This is a genomic window from Actomonas spartinae, assembly GCF_051209155.1.
Classification (GTDB): domain Bacteria; phylum Verrucomicrobiota; class Verrucomicrobiia; order Opitutales; family Opitutaceae; genus Actomonas.
In genome coordinates this window covers 413295-433677 of sequence record NZ_JBPJGB010000001.1, presented here as the reverse complement: position 1 = coordinate 433677, position 20383 = coordinate 413295, and the positions used below count along the sequence as shown (strand labels likewise).

Annotated in this window: 15 protein-coding genes; 9 read left to right on the top strand and 6 right to left on the bottom strand. The window is 57.8% G+C overall.

All coding sequences use genetic code 11. The features are described 5' to 3' along the window. Positions 1 to 29 precede the first annotated feature (29 nt). Together AC0MRV_RS01760 and AC0MRV_RS01755 are read right to left on the bottom strand one after the other, a co-directional pair. Positions 30 to 3956, bottom strand: a complete 3927-nt coding sequence (locus AC0MRV_RS01760; protein ID WP_472762701.1) for a tetratricopeptide repeat protein — start codon at positions 3954 to 3956, stop codon at positions 30 to 32. 587 nt (positions 3957 to 4543) lie between these two features. Next, positions 4544 to 5134 carry a superinfection immunity protein gene (locus AC0MRV_RS01755; protein WP_472762700.1) on the bottom strand — a complete coding sequence of 197 codons (591 nt, stop codon included), beginning with the start codon at positions 5132 to 5134 and terminating at the stop codon, positions 4544 to 4546. 642 nt (positions 5135 to 5776) lie between these two features. Between AC0MRV_RS01755 and AC0MRV_RS01750 the strand changes: the two genes are divergently transcribed. After that, positions 5777 to 6124 (top strand): helix-turn-helix domain-containing protein, encoded by a 348-nt coding sequence (locus AC0MRV_RS01750; RefSeq protein WP_472762699.1) that lies wholly within the window; start codon positions 5777 to 5779, stop codon positions 6122 to 6124. On the opposite strand, the gene AC0MRV_RS01745 is transcribed toward AC0MRV_RS01750, so the two are convergent. The 4 genes from AC0MRV_RS01745 to AC0MRV_RS01730 all read right to left on the bottom strand — a co-directional run bounded on the left by AC0MRV_RS01745 (position 6115) and on the right by AC0MRV_RS01730 (position 7571). Then, positions 6115 to 6255 (bottom strand): hypothetical protein, encoded by a 141-nt coding sequence (locus tag AC0MRV_RS01745; protein ID WP_472763926.1) that lies wholly within the window; start codon positions 6253 to 6255, stop codon positions 6115 to 6117. The two genes, AC0MRV_RS01750 and AC0MRV_RS01745, sit on opposite strands and share 10 nt — an antisense overlap. A 127-nt stretch (positions 6256 to 6382) precedes the next feature. Next, entirely contained in the window at positions 6383 to 6649 is a 267-nt protein-coding gene (locus AC0MRV_RS01740; RefSeq protein ID WP_472762698.1) for an antitoxin Xre/MbcA/ParS toxin-binding domain-containing protein, read from the bottom strand. A gap of 187 nt (positions 6650 to 6836) precedes the next feature. Beyond that, positions 6837 to 7088: a helix-turn-helix domain-containing protein gene (locus AC0MRV_RS01735; protein WP_472762697.1), complete on the bottom strand. Its 252-nt coding sequence runs from the start codon at positions 7086 to 7088 to the stop codon at positions 6837 to 6839. A 96-nt stretch (positions 7089 to 7184) separates the two neighbouring features. Next, positions 7185 to 7571, bottom strand: a complete 387-nt coding sequence (locus tag AC0MRV_RS01730) for a hypothetical protein (RefSeq protein ID WP_472762696.1) — start codon at positions 7569 to 7571, stop codon at positions 7185 to 7187. Between the two features lie 434 nt (positions 7572 to 8005). Here AC0MRV_RS01730 and AC0MRV_RS01725 point away from each other — a divergent pair, with 434 nt between their 5' ends. The 8 genes from AC0MRV_RS01725 (at position 8006) to AC0MRV_RS01690 (ending at position 20298) form a co-directional block, all read left to right on the top strand. Further along, positions 8006 to 10690: a DDE-type integrase/transposase/recombinase gene (locus AC0MRV_RS01725; protein WP_472762695.1), complete on the top strand. Its 2685-nt coding sequence runs from the start codon at positions 8006 to 8008 to the stop codon at positions 10688 to 10690. Between the two features lie 14 nt (positions 10691 to 10704). Continuing rightward, complete coding sequence (locus AC0MRV_RS01720; protein ID WP_472762694.1) at positions 10705 to 11886, top strand: hypothetical protein; 1182 nt, start codon at positions 10705 to 10707, stop codon at positions 11884 to 11886. Further along, positions 11886 to 13220 (top strand): TniQ family protein, encoded by a 1335-nt coding sequence (locus AC0MRV_RS01715; RefSeq protein ID WP_472762693.1) that lies wholly within the window; start codon positions 11886 to 11888, stop codon positions 13218 to 13220. Before AC0MRV_RS01720 ends, AC0MRV_RS01715 begins: the two co-directional genes overlap by 1 nt. A 314-nt stretch (positions 13221 to 13534) precedes the next feature. Next, the gene (locus AC0MRV_RS01710; RefSeq protein WP_472762692.1) at positions 13535 to 14122 is read left to right on the top strand and encodes a hypothetical protein; all 588 of its coding nucleotides are present in this window, start codon (positions 13535 to 13537) and stop codon (positions 14120 to 14122) included. Between the two features lie 730 nt (positions 14123 to 14852). Continuing rightward, complete coding sequence (locus AC0MRV_RS01705) at positions 14853 to 16532, top strand: class I SAM-dependent DNA methyltransferase (RefSeq protein ID WP_472762691.1); 1680 nt, start codon at positions 14853 to 14855, stop codon at positions 16530 to 16532. A 120-nt stretch (positions 16533 to 16652) separates the two neighbouring features. Beyond that, on the top strand, positions 16653 to 17930 hold the full coding sequence (locus AC0MRV_RS01700) for a restriction endonuclease subunit S (protein WP_472762690.1): 1278 nt from the start codon (positions 16653 to 16655) through the stop codon (positions 17928 to 17930). Next, positions 17927 to 19342, top strand: coding sequence for a hypothetical protein (locus AC0MRV_RS01695; protein WP_472762689.1), 1416 nt, complete (start codon positions 17927 to 17929; stop codon positions 19340 to 19342). Before AC0MRV_RS01700 ends, AC0MRV_RS01695 begins: the two co-directional genes overlap by 4 nt. After that, positions 19339 to 20298: a hypothetical protein gene (locus tag AC0MRV_RS01690; protein ID WP_472762688.1), complete on the top strand. Its 960-nt coding sequence runs from the start codon at positions 19339 to 19341 to the stop codon at positions 20296 to 20298. Before AC0MRV_RS01695 ends, AC0MRV_RS01690 begins: the two co-directional genes overlap by 4 nt. Positions 20299 to 20383 lie beyond the last annotated feature (85 nt).

Genomic DNA, 20383 nt, shown 5'->3' with positions numbered 1-20383 from the left:
ATGAGCGATTCATGGGTGGATTGCTGGGTCTATGGATGATCCCGAAGCCATTTTGCCGCCGCCACCGTGTCAGGGTGATTTTCGCCCTGCCGCTCTGAGTAGATTCGATACGCCTTCTCGATCCAGCCTCTGGCCGCAAAGCGGTCGTCGCTTTCTTCAACGAGCGTGCCGATATTCCAATAACTGGTCGCCAGCGCCGGGTGGTTGTTGTCGTAAACTTGCTCCTGAATTGCGATGGCGCGCTCCAACAGTTCCTTGGCCACTGGAAGATTTCCCAGAGCCCGTTCCACTAAAGCCAGCTGGAAGTAGTTGTACACCAGCTCCGGATCGTCTCTGGCGTAGGCTTTCTCCTCAATTGCAATCGCCCGTTCCAGCAGGTCTTTGGCCGCCGGAAGATTCCCAAGGGCCTCTTCCTCATCCGCGAGAAATGAGTAGCTGTTCGCCAACGCCAAGGCGTCGCTGTCGTAGGCCTTCTCATAAATTACGATGGCACGCTCCAGTATCTCTTGGGCTCGGGGTCGATTTCCAAGATCCCGTTCCACTCGCGCCAGTCTCACGTAACGGATCCCAAGCACATTGTGGTTTTTCGCGTTGACCTGCTCCTCGATTGCGATGGCGCGCTCCAGCAGTTCCTTAGCCCGGAGCAGATTATCGAGCTTCTGTTCCACCAACGCCAGATTCCAGTAGCTGGTCGCCAGCGTCGGATGGTTGCCGTCGTAGGCCTGCTCCTGAATTGCAATCACGCGCTCCCACAGTTTCTTGACCGCCGGAAGATTTCCAAGATCCGCTTCCTCATCCGCCAGAAATGAGTAGCTGTTCGCCAACTCCAGGGCGTCGCTGTCGTAGGCCTTCTCATAAATTACGATGGCACGCTCCAGTATCTCCTTGGCCCGGTGTAGATTTCCAAGTTCCCGTTCCACTCGCGCCAGTCCCACGTAACGGATCCCAAGCACATTGTGGTTATTCGCGTTGAACTGCTCCTCGATTGCGATGGCGCGCTCCAGCAGTTCCTTGGCCCGGGGCAGATTTTCGAGGGCCCGCTCGATCAACGCCATTTCTGTGTAGCTGGTCGCCAGCGTCGGATGGTTGCCGTCGTAGGCCTGCTCCTGAGTTGCAATCACGCGCTCCCACAGTTTCTTGGCCGCCGGAAGATTTCCAAGATCCGCTTCCACTACCGCCAGATTTGAATAGACGGTTGCGAGCGTCGGGTGGTTGCAGGCGTAGACGCGCTCCAGAATTGCGATGGCGCGCTCCAGCAGTTCCTTGGCCCGGGGCAGATTTTCGAGGGCCCGCTCGATCAACGCCATATTTGAGTAGCTGGTCGCCAGCGTGGGGTGGTCACTGGGGTAGAACTGCTCCTGAATTGTAATGGCACGCTTCCCCAGTTCCTTGGCCTCCGGGAAATTTCCAAGATCCTGTTCCACGGACGCGAGAATTGAGTAGCTGTTAGCTAGCTCCGGGTGGTCGCTGGCATAGGCATTTTCCTGCATCGCAATCGTCTGCCTCAGCAATTCCTTGGCCCTTGTGAAATTCCCACTATCCTTTTCCAGCAACGCTAGATTTGAGTATCGGCTCGCCTGCGTCGGGTGGTCGCCAGTGTAGGTATCTTCCCCGATTGCAATGGCGCGCTCCAGCAGTTCCCTGGACTTCGAAATATTTCCAAAACTCCGTTCCACCATCGCCAGACGTGAGTATCGAAGCGCCAGCCGCGGGTGGTTGCTAGGGTAGAACTGCTCCTCAATTGCGATGGCGCGCTCCAGCAGTTCCTTGGCCTTCGGAAGGTTTCCTAGGTCATGTTCCACTGTTGCCATAAGTGAGTGGCTGATCGCCAGCGTCGGATGGTCGCTGTCGTAGGCCTGCTCCTGAACTGCGATGGCGCGCTCCAACAGTTCCTTGGCCTTCGGAAGGTTTCCTAGGTGATATTCCACTGTTGCCAGATTTGAGTAGCTGGCCGCCAGCGACGGGGGGTCGCTGGCGTCGACCTGCTCCTCGATTGCGATGGCGCGCTCCAGCAGTTCCTTAGCCCGGGGCAGATTTCCGAGGCTGCTCTCCACCAACGCTAGAATGTTTGATAGCACCGCACTGTCGGTTTCGGGCGGATCAACCTGTTGCCACAGCGCTGCGACTACCCGAAGTGCCGGTAGCCACGCGGCCACCTGTGGCTCGAAGAATCGCTCATGTAATTCATCAGAGAGCTTTAGGGCGATTTGACGTATCTCAGCCAACGTGTCATCCGAGAAGTTCGCGTGGCTCTTAACGATCTCGCCGACCAACCGGTGGACGCGGGCGGTGTGCGGCGTTTGGTCGGGACGTAGGCCTGAGAAGTCTGGCACCAGTAAGCGCAGAGCGGCGAGGCGTCGCCAGATTTGGGTCCAGCGGTGCTCATCCTCAGCGCCTGCGACGGGATCGGCGGCCACAGTGGGATACGTTTTTGCCACACCGGCCCGAATCCATTCGAGTGGCACGCAATCTGGCGGTAGCACGGCGGCGTAGTTGAGTGCCAGCTGCTCGTCGTCGGCAAGGTTCTGCAAGGTCGGACTGAGTGTGAGAGTCAGGAGTTTCTCCCGGTGCAGCTGCAGATTCACATGATCCTTGGCCGCTGTGGTATCAAGCTGGGCGACCCCACGTTGTTGCAGCAGGTCGCGATACCCCGCGAGGCTCACCGTGGGCTGTTCTGCGAGGTGCACGGCTACGGCCTCGACGGCGAGGGTGAAGCCACCGAGCAATTCCGCAATCTCCCGCATCACATCAAGATCCGCCTTCGTCAAAGCCCGCTTGGGGGCGATCCCAGGCTCATCGCCATCAGCCGCGCAATGACGGCGCATCACCTCGACGGCATCGTCTGTCGCCAGTTCATCAAGTGGGCAACGCACGGCCTGACGCACCTCCCCTCGGCTTGTTGCCAGTAGGTGCACGATCTGCCCCCCTGCCCGCGAGGCATTGGGTAGCAGATTGGGCTGGCCGTGAGATGGAACAAGAAAGCCGGAGGCATCGACGTCGATATTGTCGAGGACGAGCAATTTTGCACCCGGTCGGGGCACGGGCTGGTGAAGCCACTGTCGGAGTGCCGCAAGTTGTTCGTCTGCTGTAGCCGTCGGCTCCCATAGTAGGCCGAAGGCTCCGAGTGGCGTGAGCTTCGAACCGCCTAGCGCCACTAGGGCTTCGACGAGCGTAGACTTTCCTTCGCAAGGCACCCAAAAACGCCCGCCAGGGTAGGCGTGGGCAAACACTTGAGCATACTCGAAGGCTAGGGCTGTTTTACCCATGCCTCCCAAGCCGCAGGTCACGACCGCCGGACGGGCTTGCAGTTCCTGACGGAGCAGGCGCAACTGTTCGTCGCGCCCACAGAAATTGGGGTTATGCGACGGAATCGTGCTGGGTGAATCCCCAGCCGTGGCGGCGAGCTCCCGCTTGCGGATGATCGCGTTGTCGAGTGCTTCCAGTCGCTGTCTCACTTGAGCCAGCTGCAGCACCTCCTCACCGGTCGGGTCCAGTGGGATAATCTCGTCGCCGGCCACAAGTTTCAGATCGTTCCGCCAGCGACGTGCGTCCAACCATGCCCGAATTTTTTGCTCCTCGGATTTCCGACCCGCCCCATCTGGCGCGGTCACAAAGAACACTGGACCAATGGCTTCACCGTAAAGTCCACGCCGCCGTTCGTGTCGCTCAAAATGGTCCCACTCCCAAGTGCAATTCGGGCTTTCGGTGTAGTTGCCCGACAAGAACGCGATCATGAAATGCGAGCCCCGCAACCCCTGTTGCAGCCGGTCCCGCCACGATTCGCCCACTTCGATCGCCTGTTCATCAAAAAACAACGTCAGCTCTTCCCCGCCCATGAAACTGCGGTGCCGAGCCTGCAACTCCGCCAGCGCGGCTCTCACCCAGGCAATGTCCCGGCGCGAATAGCTGACAAACACATCCCAAGAGTCGCGACGAGGTGAAGGAGGGGCGGACATGGCGAGAAGAACGAAGTCAAAGGTATGAACAATATGGAGCACTCAACAAAGTCTCCGACCCACTTCATCGAACGGGTATTCACTGTCCTCGCGGTCGTAGAAGAAGAATACGTGGAGGGGCGCAGGATCCATGAGGGTGCAACTAAAAAGCAGGAAATGGTGCAACTGAACGAGTTCTCTTTGCCGAATTTTCAGGGACGCTCACATCGACGACGAGCCTGCTGGAACGCCGCGATCGGGGGTGGCGTTGGCGCGACGGGGGTGGCGGAGTAGTCGTTGCTGGTGCCAGCGGCGGCGAATCCATGCCTGGGTGCCGACTGCAGCGGTGAGGGATTGACTCGATGACATTTGCCCAGACGCCGGTTGTGCCGCGCGACTCATGGTGACCAAGGAGCGCAAGTGTTCGTAGGCGTTCCGCAACCCGACCTCCGGCCAATAATCGAGGTCGCTGCCCAAATATGACGCGGAACGGAGGCTTCTCACCACGTCATCAATCCGTACTGGCGCCTGTAGTATCTCCGACTTACAAAAGTCGGTGCGCCCGCGCTCAACTAGAATCAAAACGCCGAGCAACCGCTTTTCCTAGGCTACCTCACTCCTGCTCTTTTAAGCGCACCCAAAGTGATAGCAGTTGTCGCGTCAAATTTCTTAAACGCCAGAACGACACATACAACCCAACCGAACAGGCTTAACCCAAAGAAAATATTTACCAACAGTATTGCCCAACGATGCACATGCATCTTACTCCAAGCAACGATTGACGGTAACATATAAACCCAAAGAAAAACCACTATACCCAAAAACATCGGAACATCACCCGGGCTATACACCGCAGCCGGAAGAAATAATATAAGACTCAAAATCAACGATGTAACCAAAGTTCTTCGACAATATAGATCTTCCATCACCTTCGCCTTGCTAGCTTCAAAAGTAAAAACCTCCTGAGACGCCGCATCGAGGATCAACTTCCGATGACCAAGTGATCTAACGCCGATCTCCTTTAACTCCGAATCCGAGATCGAGGGCAACATATCCAACCGGATACGATGCGACTCAAAAAGAGGCACAAGTTCCGAGACACCAATTCGATTCAGGAACTCAGCGATCGTCTCGTCATTCTTGAATCGCTGAGGATGAATACTATTATCCGAGGAAATACCCAGTTGCTTGTCTTGCATAATATGAGATACTAAACAATCAATACTTCAAAATTATAATAACAATAGAAGCCACCCAACCGCGCCGGTTAATAAAAAATTTAGAAGTCAGCCAAGTTGGGTTTTCATGCCATATAGCCAAATGCGAACATACCGAATGAAATGCCGAGGCAGAAGCGAGCCTGCGATTGAGGGAGGCTGGAAGCATGCTCGGTCATGATGGGGATAAACTCGTGCACATTCTCCGGAAAGTTCGACCGCAGCCAGGCCAGTAGCGCAGTACGTCAGAACTTGTCGGACTAAGTGACAGCTGGCGAGCCACAAATCCTTGAATCACCATGCCCTTCGCTATCTTCGACCTCAGGCTGAGACTCCGGATTCGAGAGACCCCATCGACCATCACTCCAAGCGCTCCTTTGACCGTTGGGCTTAGGCGGAAACCAATTTCACTCTCGCCGGTGGCCTTGCCACATGGTGCATGACAATTTTCGATTTCGCCAATTCGATGACCCGAGCCCAGCACTGAACTTGCGCAGCCGGTGAATGCGTCATCAGGTTCGCGAGGTGCGCGCGACGCTCACGAGATTTGTGTCGGGATAATCTAGGCAGGTCGCGCGGTCCCTTGCTTCACTCGCACGAGTTCGGCAAGGGAATCGGCCGCTTATGACCCGCACTCTGACTGACGAAGACGTTAATGCTATTGCCGAACGAATCCTAGTCCTCATGGCCGAACGACTAGGGAAGCGGCCCGAGCCTGCACCGGCACCAGCGCCTCCCATCGCACCCCGAGAGGCTCCAACGCCGAAGGCGAGTAAGCTCGGCTATACGCTGGCCGAACTAGGTGAAGAACTGGGGATGTCGAAGGCGACGATCTACCGGCTCACCACTCGCGGGCTCTTGAGGCCCCTTCCATACATCCGCACCAAAATCTTCACCCGACAGGAGGTGGAGCGGTTTTTGGCCGAAGGGGATGCTCGTATGAAACCGTCGCGCCGGGGCTCCTATCGCTGAGTAGGACCCTGAACATCGTTCACGCGCCCCATGGCCTGAATCGCCTTGATAACCGATTCACTAAACACCGATCCCGCGATCTGGCCTAAGCGAACCCACCGCTCAACTTGGTCGGCCGTCGATCCCTTCATCAACTTCGCGGTGGTGCGCGCAGCTCTAACGAGAATTGCGTCGAGATGAACCGTGGTCGTGGCGCTCGCGGACTTCGGTTTAGCCATAACAATTTTTGCCCCGACAGACTTCTATTTCACCGCTCCATCAAAGCGGATTGCCGTCCTCGATGCGCCCGAGCACCCGCAGGACCTCGGCCTTTCCAACATCTGTGCGCCCGTGCGCAGCCGGAGCACGGCCATCGAACAACTTGCTAGGAGTGATCAACCACCGGGCCGCCGCCAACGCATCTCCAAAAACATGGACCGACTTTGCGGCAATCTCGTCATCGACGTCGCCAACCAGATCGCGCCCATGAGACAGCCGCTTGATCTCTGAATCGAGGGCATCCACGAGCTGTTGGACCGGTGTCATGATTCCGTGAACGGTGATGGAAAGCGACCGAAGAGGCAACCAGCCGTTCACCTCCCGGAAGAGCTCGCGCTACCCGGATCCCTCAAACGCAAAGCCTTCAAAAGTCGTTTTCCATACCTGCGATCTACCCGCGGAGCCGCCTCACACGTCGGAGTCCGCCAATGGAAGTAATCCTTCCGGTGGTTATCTAAAGCCCAGATTCGCCCAGTAGCTCTGAAGGCTTCAGGCCGAAACACCGAGCCACTGCCACCAGCGTCGTCAAAGTCGGCGCCTTGGCTCCAGTTTCCAAGATGTAGATGTAGTAGCGCGAAACGTCTGCCCGTTCCGCCAAGGCCTCCTGGCTCCATCCTGCCTCCGTGCGCAGCCGACGGATGGCCAACCCGAGCTTTTTCTCCGGAGTGGCATTTGAAGCAGGGGAAGGGCTGGTCGGCCGCGGCACTCCCGCATCCTACCAAAATGCCAACTAAAGAACGACCAACTATAGTTGTCATTTGAGTTGACACCCGGAACCCAGACCTTCTTTCATTAGCAAACGCTAGAAGGGATCCACATCGATCCGCTTTTTCGAGGTCCGCGCGGCCTTAACCCTCTTTCTCTCCGGTGGAACCCATGCAGCGTTATCATCCGCCGGCAGCCCCTCGTCCCTCATCGATCTAAAAGAGCTCTCCAGTCTAGCTTTGTGCCTTTGATAGGTCATGCGCCCGACGAGCGCTAAGTGCTTTCTCCCCGGAGTCTTAACTGCAATTCGCTCAATAATACTCTGCCATACGCAAGGACCAAGGAAACGTCCCTTCCTTCTTCGATTGATCTCGTTTGGCGCGTAGAGCTGCTCCGCGATCCATCTCCAATCCTCATTACTGAGATTCGACCTGAATGCGACCGGCAACACGGCAACGGTCGTTCGATCCAAGAGGAGTTTCATCTTAGTCTCCCAGACCTGATCCTCCGTGTTTCTCCAAAGTTTAACCACCTGCCTACTTACGTCTAATCGCCTCGCCCACGCATTCGAACCCTTAACGTCACCCATTCGGAAGGACCGCATCACATAAGCCCGGCATACATCCCAAAACGCCAACTCCTTGCGCCTTTCGATGACTTGATCGCAAACCTCGATCAGCTCCGCCGTTCGCAACCCCTGATTGCTTCCAGAGTCCAAGAGACCGTCCATAAAACACAGTCCAGGCCACCCCTCAAAACGTCAAGTATAGTGCTAGCTAGGAAACCCCAAACCTTTACGGGGTGCACAGACTCGCCACAGCACACCTCACTTGACGGCCAACGGCTTCAGTAACTCGGCCACACCGGCCCACATTCGCCCCAAAATTCTCCTCCAAAACACGCTCCCAACTTGAGGACGTGAAAACATCATCGACCACTGCGATCTCGGCGGCTCCGGCCGCTCAAGTTCACCCCGCGACGACCAAGGAGGCCGACGCGATTTTTTCTCAACTCGCTGATAAATGGGATCTTGAGAAATATCTCCGCCTTTTCCCGGAGATCACCGAAGCCGGTCGCGACTACCTGCGCCGCTCCGCGATCGCGCCCTGCCGCTCCAACAATGGCACGATGTCTAACATCACCCGGTGGCCTTCCCTCAAAACCGGCGAGACCCGCACCGCCGGCAGCGACTCTGCTGAGCTCCCCGCCACCCTCATGGCGGATTACACCCCAGATGTGCTCTACTTTGAGGAAGAGCCCGGCATAATCCGCATCAGCGAGGTTTCGCTTCAGACCAAGACCCTTCCGGACATTGTCCTGTTTCTCCGTTCAGGCCCGATGCTGCTAGAATGTCGCACCGCGACCGGCATGGCGCGCAAGGTCGTCAAATCTCCCCGCCTCTACAAACAGGAGGACAACGGCGATTATCGGTCTGGCCCCATCGAACGCGCCGCAGCCGAGCTCGGCCTCCGATACCGCATCAACACCGAGCGGAACTATTCGGGCAAGTTCCTCCAGAACCTGCTGTTCCTCCAACCGTATTACCGGGCGGAGCTCCGCGAGCCCGTCTCTCAAAAGGAGTGGGAGACTGTGTTCGGCACCGTCGCCGACCAACCGGGAACGTCCCTCGCCGACATTCCCGCCGATCAATTCGCTTCGGTCGCTCGTCGTGCCGACGTGGTCCATGCGCTCCTCGCAGAGCGTAAGATCTTCGCCCACCTGGACCGCGTGGATCTCCGCGACCAACGCGCCGTCCAACTGTTTTTGTCCCCGGTCCAACGCGATGTTGCAGCCCTCTTCCTCGGCAAAACGCGTCAACAGATCCCGCTGAAAGGTCAGATCACGACCCTCCTCACGGAGGGCGCCACGTTCAGCACAGGAGGATCCACCTTCCGCGTCATCCGCCTTCGCTCAAACAAAGTGGACTCCGTTGAAGTTCAGTCCGGCGAGAAACGCTCCTTCTCACTGGCTTTGCTTCACGACCTTGATGTCACCGTGAACCCAGTCGAATCGCGCCACACCACCCACGCGATCATCGGCGAGCTCAACGATCGCGAGCTCAAGGATTTGCTGCGCACTCGTCGTCAGCTCACGCCCTACTTACCCGGCGGCAAGAAATTCGGCAAAGCGCCCGCCGACCGCACGCTTCGGCGCAAGCTCCAAGCGTTCCGACTCAAGGATGCCTCCGTCGGCTTCGGAGAGTTGGGACTGATCTCCCGGGTCAAGCACCGCGGCAACCGTCAGTCCGTCATATCCAAAGAATCCCTGGCGATTCTGGAGGACGTCATTCGCGATGTCTATTTGAAGCCCGGCAAAGTGAGCGGACGCTGGGTTTACCGCGAATACGTCAACCGTGCTGAAGCAGCCGGCGTCGGGGAGAAAAACATCATGGGCTACGAGTCTTTGCTTCGGCGCCTGAAAAAGATTCCGGAGCACACCAAGACGCTCGCCCGCGAAGGGAAGCGCGCTGCCCTGGGTTTTCGCCCGCCCCACGACTCCCGCGCTCTTTTGGGCTCCCCGAATGGGCAGGGACCATGGGCAGTCGGCCACATCGATCACACCGAGCTCGACGTCTTGGTCCTCAACCCGGACACCGGCGCCTATGAGCGTCCCTGGATCAGCGCCATGGTCGATGCTTTCGACGGCCGCCGACTGGCTCGCCACGTGTGGTTTGGGAACGCCAACAAGCAGGTGGTGATCGACATCATCAAAAACTGCGTCGAGCGACATGGTGTCATTCCTATGCGGATACGGTGCGATTGGGGCGCTGAATTCCGGAGCACGAGCGTGGCCAAAACGCTCAGTGAGGTCGGCGTCGCGCTCTCGTTTCGCAAGAAAGGTGAGCCGCGCGACGGCTCACCGGTGGAAGGCTCGTTCAGCGCGATGGATAAGGTATGGATCCACAACGCGACGGGGAACACCAAGGCCCTGAAAAAGCCTCGCAACACGTCGCGTTCCCACGCCCCCCGCCGATACGCCCTGCTGGAGCTAGAAGAGTTCATCAAACTGGTTGATGATTTCATCGCCACGGAAAACCGGGCCCCGAGAGAGCACAAGCCCTCGCCCGACGAGATGTATGCGGAGTTCATTGGCACGTATGGGGTGCACCACATGCATCGCATCTCGCCTCAACTGTTGGATCAGATGCGGTTCGTTGCCGACACCGATAACACCCGAGTGGTCTCGAAAAAGGGGACGATTCGATTCCAGTGCCTCGACTACAGTGCGCCGGGTCTCGCCAACTATGCGGGCGAAGAGGTGAGCGTGTTTGTTGACGAATCGAACCCGCTAGAGGTCAAAGTCGAAGCGGGCCCCCACCACGAGCGCATTCGCGGCAAGGTGGTCGACTCGGAACTGAAATATGCGCCCAGTCTCGCGCGTGCAGTGGAGATCGCCACCCGCCGGCGCAACAACACGCAGGCACGAAAAAAGAAGGCCGAGCACAGTCGTAAAGGCTTTCAGGCTAGAGCGGTTGCAACGGAGGCCGCGTCCTCGGCGCGGCGAGCCCAAGCAGCCGAACCGGTCGTGGAGAATGCGACCGCCTTTCCGGGTCCTGTCTTCGACGACTCCCTCGTGAACGCCACGGACATCGAATTGGATTAATTGGAGGAATTTTTATGTTTGATCAGCAGCTTTATCTGTTTCCCGAGACGGACCTTTCGGCAGGAGCCCCGGAAGTCTTGGCCGACCTCGCCAATCGGATCGATGCGGCCGAAAGTCGCCGCGAGTTCATGCGCGACATCGCCGGCGCTATCTCCGATGTCGGTCGCGGCGGGGTCGTCATTGTTGGCCACTCACCAGCCGTGGATGCGCCCGAGATCATCGATCACTTGCGGCGCCACGTGGCAGAACTGAGCAAAGACGGGCTACCCGCTTCGCTTTCCCCGCGGCAATCTGTAACAATTGCGCTCCCCCCGGCAGGCGGCAAATTCGCGGAGCAACGCGGCCTTTTGGTGGATCGCATCGAAGCGGCCACCCGCCGACGTTGCTGCCTTGAACATACCCGCAGTTTCGGCACTCAAGTGACAACGTCTTCCGCTCCATTCGAGCTGGAGATAGTGGAGGCGGCCAACTTGCCACAGGAGCCCCACCTGAAGGCATTGACTGTCCTCGTTCGGCGCAACGTCTCTGTCGTTTTTATAACGCAGGCGGATCAGCTCTTTGCGTCGAATGAAGCGCGCAAATCTGGCCCACGTATCTGCGAGTTCCTGCGGGATATCGCGCGCGACTCCCAGACTACCTTCGTCCTCCTTGGACATCGAAAGTCGCTCCTCAAAATGCGAGTAGCGATCGCACACGACCGTATCCCAGAAGCACGCTGGGTGAATCAGCGGCTCTATGATCCGAACGCGGTCAGCGACATGAAGGACTGGGCAAGAATCATCAAAATGCTGTTGCGCAAGGTCGCGCTACAGGACGCGACGATTCAGGCTATTTCGTCCATAAACATGGCACTAGCGGTAGGCGGAGATGTCTCGCGGGTATCGCGCTGGCTACGCCAAGCCATGATCGACGCCTACCAACGCGGGTCAGGCTCCCTCTCCCGAGCCAACATCGAGCGCACGACCCCGAAGATGAGTGAGGTGCGTTCGGCCGAGGAGGAACTGGATCTTTACCGCGACTGGCTAAGCCCTGCGCGCTCGGTCTTCCAGACGCCGGCAACAGCCCAAGAAGCCTCGCCGCCTCCGCCGGCTCCACCCAAGGAGAAGGACAAGGCGAAGGGCGGGAGGGCCAAGCGCCCCCAACCTGGCAATCGGAAAGCGACCCGTGACGCCGCGCCGAAAGGAAAGGCGGCGTGATGAAATCGCCGCTCCAACCGCTCGGGATTGAAGCAGGGCAACCCGAGGCCTTGAGCAGCTATGTTCAACGCCTCGCTGCGTCGATCGATACGGTTCCCGGTCAACTCTTGCATCGCCTGCTCGCGCACGCTTCAGCCAACGACCCGCGATTCACGGGCCGTTGGCGCAAAGCCACCGCCAAGCTGTATTTCACGCGCAACATCAACGGCCACAGCCACGCCACCGCGTGGCTGAAGGCCCTCGCCAAGTGCGTGCCGGACATCGATCTCGCCCCTCTCACCACAACGCCATGGGACGAACACTTTCCGCCCCAAGGTCTCTTCTCGCCGAAGCTCAGATGGTGCCCGCTCTGCCTCGCCCAAGACTCCGAGCCCTACCATCGACTCTCCTGGACGCTGCAACCGACGACGGTCTGCCCAGTCCACCACACGCGCCTGCAAAGCCAGTGCCCCCGGTGCGGCCGAACACCGACCACCCTTCACCCGCGGTCGCAGGTGCTTCGCTGCCATCACTGCGATCACTCCTTGATCTCGGCCAAGACGATCCCGCCCCGGGTTGATCCCGCGTCACCCGAGTTCATCGCCTCCAGCCAAGCCGACGCCTTCATCCGCCAACACCTCACACATCAGGCACCACTTCATCCGCTATGCGGCCAGCACCTGAAGGACCTATGCTCCGGCCTCGGCTTGCCTCATCTCAATGCCCTGACCAAAGCCACCGAAACCCCGAAATCGACCGCCTGGGGTTGGTGGCACGGAAACCACGCCCCGCCATTTCCGCAGGGCCTACGGCTCGCCCGGCTGTTACAGTTCGATCTCTACGCCGCCATGGCACGAGACCCGTCACTCGCAGAGAATCCCGCCGACCAACCCCAACAACTCTCCTTCAATCTCCGCGAATCCCGGCAACCCACCGAACACGATTGGAACGCGATCCGCCGCCGCCTGCGCACCGAGAGCAAACGACCCATACCGCAGGCAACCCGCCTCAGCGAAATCGCCCGCGAGTTCCACATCGACGTTCGCTCCCTGCGGAGACGTGAACCCACCCTCTGTGGCATCATCGGCAGCAAGTCTCGCCAACGCCGCACCTACGAAGCCCAGAACCGTCAGCACCAGCTCAAAGCCGACATCTCCATCGCCATCCAAACCTGCCACCACAACGGCGTGCCCATCACCCAACGCACGATCGCCGACGTCCTGCGCCGCCCCGGCCTCTTCGCTCGTCCCCACGCCCGCCGAGCCTTCGCCGAAGTCCTGATCGCCGGCGAACACCACTGGCCCAAAGTCGTCACCTTCCCCTCCGCAATCCGAGCCGCGAACCCATACCGATAGCGTGCTCATTCGTTGGGACACCAGCCAAACACACGCATCAAGTTCCACACGATCCGCAGTAGCGTCAAAGCGCGATCAATCACGACCAACCAGTCCACCTGCTCGGGTGACGGTTGCGCTTTCGGTCGTCGCTTCTGCGTCGTGGTAGGTTTCCGTGACTTGCTCGAACGATTCTTTTGTTTGCGGCTCATCGACACCGCCGCGGTGTCAACCAGCGCCCTCAAAGCCCTGCCGAACAACGCCCATTTGCCCCGTATGTTATTTTTTATATTTCTAACTTGACTCGCCCGATTCAGCTCGTAACGCTGGTCGACATGAACCAGAAGAATGACAAAACCAGAAAGAACATCCGAAAGGCATGCGACCTTCTTCGCGAGGAAATGCAGCACATCGAAGAGCGCCTGAAGGACGAAGCAGCATCCTTCATCAGAGAAGGTGAAACTGAAATAACGTTACACTTTGTTAAAAGTATTAACGAAATCCGGTCGTTCCTCAAACAGATCGATTCTATCGAGAACGGCGCGTTGGAGATCTGCGAAGCCCGCCTGATGCTGGAGGACGTCGAGGACGGTAAGGTTGTTGGCTACGGGCTTCGCGTGCTTCGGATTCGCGTTACAGCCGGCATGCTCAACCAAAATCTGCTGACGCTGACCAGGGCCCGAAAGCTAGGCCAAGTCCGAGTGGGCGAGAACTTTCACATCACACTCCCCAACGGGGATTCGTTTTCGACTGATGTTTGCCTTCCCGGAAACAAGCTGAGGGAACGGAGCCAGATAGGAAAATTCTACAGAGACCACCGCATTAAAGAGGGCGACACGGTCATCCTTCGTGAAGTCAAAGGCGGGAACTGGGAACTACTCCCCGAGCATGACTATGAGTCAAAACTTCGCGGGTCGGAGTAATCAGCGGCCAACTGATCGACCTTACGACTTCCCTCCAATGACCATCGAAATGAAAACATTACCTTCCACTTTCAGCCTCCCGTCTTCGTCTGAAATCTATGTCTCTGATCATGCGGCAAAGAGATCGAAAGAGAGATTGGGTTGGAGCCGAGAGGCGACTGTTCGAATGACGAAGATCGCGTTGGCTCGGGGGAACTCAATCACCTCCTTGAAGCCCCAACTTCGCGTCCATCTGTCAATGGACCCGCAATCCCATACGCCATCATGTCCTTACCTCTACGGCGACGTTATCTACGTCCTAGGTTTCGACAGAATTCGCCACACGTTCGTTTTAGTTACCGTGTATCCCGCCCCCCCGCAGCTCATTCACGAGCTGAACAGGCAACGGCTCAAGTCGTCATCAACGAAATATCACTTCAACAATTGACGAATGGACCGGTCCTCTGGAGCGCGACCGCGCTCTTCGACCACCACGATCGATAATTTCCCGGTCCGAGCACCATTCGTCCCCAGTATTTTTCACTCACCCGCCGCTCAGGCTTGTCGCCTCGGTTCCCACCTGCCTTGGTCTAGGCGATCAACGTTGTAACTGGCCCGCACGTTGGTCCTGCACCCCTCCTCAGGAATGACCGGACCTCATCTTCGACTCCGCGGCGCCAGCCTTCGCACCCGTGCTCTCGCACGGCCCCACGCTTCAGCGCACCTCCGTGCCTCGCTGTGACCCTTGCCCATGTCCACTTCTGACGAACAAGCCTTTCTCGAAGACCTCGACAAGAAGCTCTGGAACGCCGCTGACCGGCTCCGCTCCAACCTCGACGCCGCCGTCTACAAACACGCCGTCCTCGGCCTCATCTTCCTCAAATACGTCTCCGACGCCTTCGACCTGCGCCGCGAGGAGCTGGACACCGCCTTCCGCGACCCGGACAGCATCTACACCCTCGATCGCGATGACTTCGACTCCGACGCCGCCTACGAGGCCGGCATCCAGGCCGAGTTGGAGGACCGTGACTACTTCACCGAGCAAAACGTCTTTTGGGTCCCGCCACTCGCCCGTTGGCAGTTCATCCAGGACAGCGCCCCGCTCGCGCCCGACACGCCCCTCACGCTCGCCGACGGCACACCCTACACCTTCCGCTCCGTCGCCCGCCTCATCGACGACGCCCTCGAAGCCGTCGAAAAGGACAACCCCCGCCTCAAAGGTGTCATCGAGAAGAACCGTTACATGCAGCTCCAACTGGAGCCGTCCAAGCTCATCGGCCTCATCAGCGAAGTCGTCTCGGCCATCCCCTTCCGCCACGCCAGCCTTAACGCCAAGGACATCCTCGGCCACGTTTACGAATACTTCCTCGGCCAGTTCGCCTTGGCCGAGGGCAAGAAAGGCGGCCAATACTACACGCCCAAGAGCATCGTCTCCGTCATCGTCTCCATGCTCGAGCCCTACTCGGGCAAAGTCTACGACCCCGCCATGGGCTCCGGCGGCTTCTTCGTCCAGAGCGAAGCCTTTATCGAGGCCCACGGCGGCAAACTCGGCGCGATCTCCGTTTACGGCCAGGAGAGCAACCCCACCACCTGGCGCCTCGCCGCGATGAACATGGCCATCCGCGGCATTGACTTCAATTTCGGCAAACAACCCGCCGACACCTTCCTCTTTGATCAGCATCGCGACCTCCGAGCCGACTACGTGATGGCCAACCCGCCCTTCAACATCAGCGAATGGTGGGACGGCCGGCTGGAAGGCGACCCGCGCTGGGTCTACGGCACGCCGCCCAAAAGCAACGCCAACTTCGCCTGGGTGCAGCACATGCTGTATCACCTCGCCCCGCACGGCTCCATGGCCCTGCTGCTGGCCAACGGCTCCATGTCGTCCAATACCAAAGGCGAAGGCGAAATCCGCAAAGCCCTCGTCGAAGACGACCTCGTCGAGTGTATGCTCGCCCTCCCGGGCCAACTCTTCACCAACACCCAGATCCCCGCCTGCGTCTGGTTCCTGACCAAGCATAAGGGAGGGACTACCTCCGTGTCGTCCGGCAAACCGCCTACCCGCGATCGCTCTGGCGAAGTCCTCTTCATCGACGCCCGCCAACTCGGTTACATGAAGGACCGCGTCCTCCGCGACTTCACCGCCGAGGACATGGAGAAAATTACCGGCACCTTCCGGGCTTGGAAACGAGGCAAGGACTACGCCGACGTCAAAGGCTTCTGCAAATCTGCCACCCTCGACGAAATCGCCGCCCACGGCCACGTGCTCACTCCGGGTCGCTACGTCGGAGCCGAGGATGTCGCGGACGACAGCGAACCCTTCGACGAAAAGATGCAGAAGCTCATTACCGAGCTAGACGCCCAGTTCGAGAAATCGTCCGAACTGGAAATCGCCATCCGAGCCAACCTGAAGTCCCTCGGTTTCGAATGACGCAATCACTCACAAGGCAGTCCGAGTCGTCCCGCGACCGTGGGATGGACCAGGCCGTCAAAGCGAATCTGGAGGGGGTCGGTTATGGCGACTGAGTGGCCACGAATTACCATTCAGGCCTTGATCGACGCAGGTGCCATTGTCGGCCACAAGGATGGCAACCACGGCTCGATGTATCCTCGCGTCGAAAAATTCGGTTCCCAGGGTGTCCCTTTTCTAACAGCGAAAAACCTAAGCGCGGGAAACGTAGACATCGAAGGTGCGCCACGTCTCGCGGACGAAAAGGCCGATGCGCTGCGTATTGGCTTTGTGAGACCTAAAGACGTCTTGCTTTCGCACAATGCGACCATCGGTCGAGTTGCGGTTATGCCTGAATTCGAGGGACGAATCCTGATTGGCACGTCCCTCACCTATTTTCGCACTGACCCTTCGAAGCTAGATCCTCGCTATCTCGCGGCGTATTTCACGGGACGCGATTTCCAAAATCAGTTGGCGGCGGTGATGAGCCAAACCACACGCAACCAAGTCCCGATCACTTCGCAGCGGGCACTGTCTGCAATCGTCCCGCCCCTCCCCGAACAAAAAGCCATCGCGCGAATCCTTGGGACGCTGGACGACAAGATCGAGTTAAACCGGCGGATGAACGCGACGCTGGAGGCGATGGCGCGGGCGCTATTCCAGAGCTGGTTCGTGGATTTCGACCCCGTCCACGCCAAAGCAGCCGCCGACCGCCCACCCGTCGGCACGGACGAACAAACTGCCGCCCTCTTCCCCTCCGGATTCCATGAATCCGCCCTCGGCGAGATCCCCACCGGCTGGACCGCCGGAACGCTTAGTGATGTCGCGACCAATCCCCGTCGTTCCGTTCACCCAAACGAGATCGCCCCAAACACGCCTTATATCGCCTTGGAGCACATGCCTCGTCATTCGATCGCCCTCGGCGATTGGGAGCCGTCAGCCGAGGTCAAGAGTGGAAAAACGGCATTTCAGAAAGGCGAAATCCTCTTCGGAAAATTGCGTCCCTACTTCCATAAGGTCGGGGTCGCACCTGTCTCCGGCGTTTGCTCCACCGACATCCTAGTCCTCGCCCCATCCAAACCCGAATGGTTCGGATTTATGCTCGGTCACGCCAGCAGCGACGCTGCCGTTCAGTTCGCCGACAAGCACTCCACCGGCACCAAGATGCCACGCACGAACTGGACCGACCTGAGCTCGTTCAAAATCGCTCTTCCGCCTCCATCTATCGCAAAAGCGTTCAACGATCAGATTCAGCCGATGGTTGGCCGGATGCACGCCAACCTCCACCAATCCCGCACCCTCGCCACCCTGCGCGACACGCTCCTGCCCAAGCTGCTGGGCGGAAACCTACCTGTTGCATCCATGGAGGTGAACACGTGAGCGAGCCGCTGGATATCTACGAGGGTTGCCAGCAGATCAGGCGGACAATGCGGCCCGATGTTCTCGATGACTTGATGGAGATTACATTCACTCACGTCCCAACTCAGCGGATGTTGAAGCGAATCCGCGTCTATATTTGGGCAGATGAACCGACTGCCGCTTGGATTAAGAAGCATCCGACTTTTAGTCGCGGCTGCTGGCCGCTAGCTCTGTTTGCGCTACACGATTGGATGTGGCTGAAGAAGTTCGTTGAAGTAGAAACCAAAGTCGTAGCCGAAGGCGGTCTTGATGACCCCAAAATCGGCAAGACATATATCCGGGCTGAGTTTGAAAATTTCGAAGACGGTGTCTGGTTCGCCCCCTTGGTGAATTTTGCGAATACGCATATCTTCGACCAACTAAAGCAGTTTTACCTTGATCATCCAGGTGCCAAAACGTCCCCCGAGCGCATTCCCCGGATAATGGCCGAGGAACGAGCAAAGCTTGAGGCCAAGCAGCGCGCAGTCGCGATCGCGCAAATGCAACGCCGGCATCTTCTCAAAGTGCCAACTAAGATGGTCCAAGTGTTCATCGACGAATCCGGTGATGTCGGGTTCCAAAGACTCCAAGACGTCTACGTATTCGCGCCGGTCATCGTCCCCGAGGGTAAGCTCCAGCGTGTGAATTCGTTGCTGGATGCACTGCGAGCAAAGCATTGGGGATCAAACGCACCGTCAGAAATCCACATGGTGCAGGTTCCTGATGCCAAGCGCGCGGCAATCAGAGAGGATTTCGCCCGTATCGTTCGAGAAAACGAAATCACGATCTTAGGCTGCATGGTCGAAAAAGAGTCATTCATAAAGCACCTCTTCCGCTGTCATGCGTCGGCTCGTCGATCCGAGGAGAACCCGTTGGACCTAACTTGGAACGAACTCATCAACGACCGCTCCTATTTTCTTCAGGCCAACACCCTCGCAACGACTGTCGAACTTGTCGTTTCGCACCTCGCTTTAGATTTTCTAACAAGCGGCACGGCTGCAGTTTTCACTCACGACCGAAAGTATCGGGAATGGATGAATAATGCGCTCAGTCTTGGATTCAGCCGAGGGCTGGAAACCGCCAAGAAACTTGCCGAAGCTCACTTCGGCATCAGCACCGCGCCATCAGCCAGCTTTCGCGTGACCGACTCCCAAGCGGAACCATGCCTTTGGCTATCCGATTGGATAAGCGGGGAGCTCCGCGCTTGGTCATTCAATAAACCATTTTCACCCGAGTTTGAGAGCATCAAACCTCATATGAGTTTCATGGGATTTAGAAACGACGGGGTGAAGTGCTCTTCACGTGATGTCGGAGTCGTAGCGGAAGCTGAATTTCCGGATCTTCCCCGCCTCCTTATTCGCGGCGATCCAATAGCAGTTGAGCCCCAACCTTGAATATACAATTCGCCATGCCTCGATATTTCTTCAGCGCAACCAAGAGTGCCCACGAACAAATAACGAGCCTCTTTGACTTCGTTTGGCCCACCGCGACGGCCATGTGGAATCTAAGGTGGCAAGTGGATGGTTTCCTTCGAGCCATGCCTACAGCAACAGTGCCCGATCTTCATGCTCGGTTCTCCCAAGGTGCCGACATTCACGGCGCCAACCTCAAGCGCGCGTGCGTAACACATACTTGGGAAGAACAAAAAGAGGTCTTCGCGAAGATCCTGCTCACAAACTCAATCGCCATTTATGAAGGCTGGATCGAGGAAGTCTTGGACGTATTGGGCAAAAACACACCGGCGCTCGGTAAAGCACTTCAGTTTCCTACAACGGGTGCCAACCGCGGCATTAAATCGGCGGTTTCTACTTTAACTGCATCAGAATCTACTGCGTTGAAGATCAGCCTACATCCCGCGCTCGCGAATGCCGAAAAATACGACTGGGCAAACCTGGATGCCATGCTGCTTTGCTACAGATTCTTTAAAGAGCAGCGTAATTGCGAAATACACAGAGGAGGAGTCGCCGACCAGAAACTAATTGATGCATATAACCAATTTTCACTAGTCGCCTCACCGGCATCGCTTGGCGTAGCCGAGGTTCCGATCCACACCGCTCCGCTCATAGCAAAGCCAATCAAGATCAGCCTACGTGGCGTTGTAGGCCTAACTGACATAGTCCTAAAAATAATCACGACGTTGGACGCCGAATTATGCCGGTCTAAAGATTCCGAACCCCCATTCATCACCAAGTGGAAGACGATCCATCACACCCCCAAAACGCTCTCTAAAGTTCCGAAGAAACGCACTCGCCAGGTTGAGGATCTAGCAAAAGAAGCGGGGTTCCCGAAACCAAGGGATCCCATGCAACTTGGTAACTGGCTATCAAGCAAAGGACTCACACGCTTTTAAAGGAGCCCCTAAAACGTCAGGTCTTGAATCTTGAGAAATGCACCAATGGACGACGCCCGGCTCCACTCCAACTCACTATATCATT